The sequence below is a fragment of the Flavobacterium qiangtangense genome (assembly GCF_042658345.1).
GTDB classification, from domain to species: Bacteria; Bacteroidota; Bacteroidia; order Flavobacteriales; family Flavobacteriaceae; genus Flavobacterium; species Flavobacterium qiangtangense.
Genome location: NZ_JBHSQB010000002.1, coordinates 1 through 2,510 on the forward strand (window position 1 = coordinate 1; position 2,510 = coordinate 2,510).

Below are 2,510 nucleotides of genomic sequence, written 5' to 3' on the forward strand. Positions count from 1 at the left end.
AAAGGTATCTCACCAAACGGAGACGGTAAGAACGACAACTTCGACCTTTCAGGTCTTCAGGTAAGAAAGATCAGCATCTTCAACCGCTACGGTAAGATAGTGTATGAGTTTTCAAACTATACCAACCAGTGGTACGGTCAGACAGACAAGGGCGACGCGCTTCCTGACGGAACCTACTTCTACGCATTCGAGCGCGAAGGCGGCGAGAGCAAGACGGGCTGGATCTACATCAACAGACAGAGAAACTAAAAACCATAACTGCGGCGCTCCCGGGCCTGATGAGGCTCGGGAACCCACCGCATGAAACAAGAAAAACCAATGAAGAGACTACTTATCACCGCACTGATCCTTGCGTCTCTTGCCGACGCAAACGCGCAGCAGGATCCGCACTATACCCAGTACATGTACAACATGAACGTCATCAACCCTGCCTATGCTGGATCGAAGGAAAACCTTTCCTTCGGGCTCTTATACAGAAAGCAGTGGGTCGACATCCAGGATTCTCCAGAGACTTTTACCTTCTCGGGGCACAGCCCTGTCGGGAGAAACGTGGGCCTCGGGCTTTCCGTTATCACAGACAGGATCGGTCCTGTCGAGGAGACCAATACCTACGGGGATTTCTCCTACACCCTTAACCTTGGCGGGGAGCACCGCCTTGCCCTTGGGCTGAAGGCTGGACTTACCTTCCAGAACATCGGGCTCTTCTCAGACATCAACAGCTCGCTCTCGAGCCAGGACGACGAGGCATTCTCAGAGAACAGCAACAATACCTATTTCAACGTGGGCGCCGGCTTCTTCTACTACACGCAGAACTACTACGTTGCCCTTTCGGTGCCAAACATGCTGAAGAGCAAGCACCTTAGCATCCGCCAGTCAGGCGAGGAGCGCCTTTACGGAGAAGAGACCCAGCACTATTTCCTGACGGCAGGTTATGTTTTCCAGCTGTCTGAAAACGTGAAGTTCAAGCCCTCCGCGATGCTGAAGTCAGCCTTCGAGGCGCCTGCATCGCTTGACGCATCGGCGAACTTCCTGTTCAACGAGAAATTCGAGATCGGCGCGACCTACAGGCTTGACGACTCCTTCGGGGCGATGGTAAACTATGCCATCACGCCGAGCCTGAGAATTGGCTACGCCTATGACCACATCGTCTCAGACCTGAAGGTAACGACGCCATCGTCACACGAGGTGATCCTTCTGTTCGACCTGAACTTCCCGAAGAAGGTCTCACGTTCACCAAGATATTTCTAACCTAAAAGCGACACAGTACAATGAAGAAAATATATATCACACTAAGCCTGCTTGCAGGGATGTCCCTTGCGGCGCAGAACAAGGACACCGAGAAGGCAGACAAGCTCTTCGCGAGGTTCGAGTATGTCGATGCTGCCACAGAATACCAGAAGCTGGTTGACTCAGGCAAATCAGACGCATACGTCTACAGGCAGCTTGCCGACAGCTACTACAATGTCTACAACTCAAAGGAAGCCATAAAATGGTATGCCAAGGCAACGGAAAGCACCCAGGAAGCGGAAACCTACTTCAAGTATGCCCAGATGCTGAAGGCAGAAGGGAAATACCCGGAAGCCAACGCGCAGATGAAGAAATTTGCGGGCCTTGCCCCAAGCGACCAGCGTTCTGTAGAATTCATGAAAGATCCAAATTATCTTCCAAAATTGCAGTCCCAGACTAAGCTTTTTGATGAGGTTGCCTTGGGAATCAACAGCGGCAGCTCTGACTTCGGTGCTGTCCTGACGGATGACAATACGCTTTATTTCGCAAGCTCTAGAAACAAGGCGAGAAAGACCTACGGCTGGAACGAGGAGCCATTCCTTGACCTCTATACGGCAACCTACAATGCCAACGGAAGCTTCAGCGAGCCAGTTGCGGTAAGCGAGCTGAATACGAAATTCCACGACGGTCCTGCCAGCGTTAGCGCAGACGGGAACACGATCTACTTTGCGAGCGAGAGCTTCAAGGAAGGTGATTTCGAGAAGGACAAGAAGAACAAGCTGAAAGTCGGGCAGGTGTACCTTTTCAAGGCGACCAAGGACGGAAGCAAGTGGGGGAACGTGAAGGCGCTTCCCTTCAACAGCAAGGAATATTCTGTGAGCAACCCGAGCCTTTCCAAAGACGGCAAGACGCTTTACTTCTCTTCCAATATGCCGGGCTCCCTTGGCGGGAACGACATCTGGAAAGTTGCAGTTAACGGCGACGGCGGATACGGAACTCCAGAGAACATGGGCCCGAAGGTGAACACTCCCGGAAACGAGAGCTTCCCTTCGATTACTGACGACAACGTGCTTTACTTTGCGTCAGACGGCAGAAAGGGACTTGGAGGCCTTGACGTTTTCCGCATCGACCTTTCAAAGGGATCAGAGGCAGAAAATGTTGGCGAGCCGGTAAACACCTCGAAAGACGACTTCGCATTCTCGTTCAACAAGACAAAGAACGTGGGTTTCTTCTCAAGCAACAAGACAGGAAAAGACAAGATATACCAGGCTAATCCGGTTTGT

The 2,510-nt window shown here is 51.8% G+C and carries 3 protein-coding genes; all 3 read left to right on the plus strand.

What is annotated here, in order from left to right:
• Positions 1 to 249: T9SS type B sorting domain-containing protein (locus ACFPVY_RS00010; protein ID WP_379789616.1), on the plus strand; the 249-nt coding region annotated here is incomplete at its 5' end.
• 69 nt (positions 250 to 318) lie between these two features.
• Positions 319 to 1,248, plus strand: a complete 930-nt coding sequence (locus tag ACFPVY_RS00015; protein WP_379789617.1) for a PorP/SprF family type IX secretion system membrane protein — start codon at positions 319 to 321, stop codon at positions 1,246 to 1,248.
• A 20-nt stretch (positions 1,249 to 1,268) separates the two neighbouring features.
• A partial coding sequence (locus ACFPVY_RS00020; RefSeq protein WP_379789618.1) for a cell envelope biogenesis protein OmpA occupies positions 1,269 to 2,510 on the plus strand: 1,242 nt, incomplete at its 3' end.

Coding starts and splice junctions, on each gene's coding strand:
- ACFPVY_RS00015 (WP_379789617.1), top strand. CDS start 319: ATGAAGAGACTACTTATCACCGCACTGATCCTTGCGTCTCTTGCCGAC.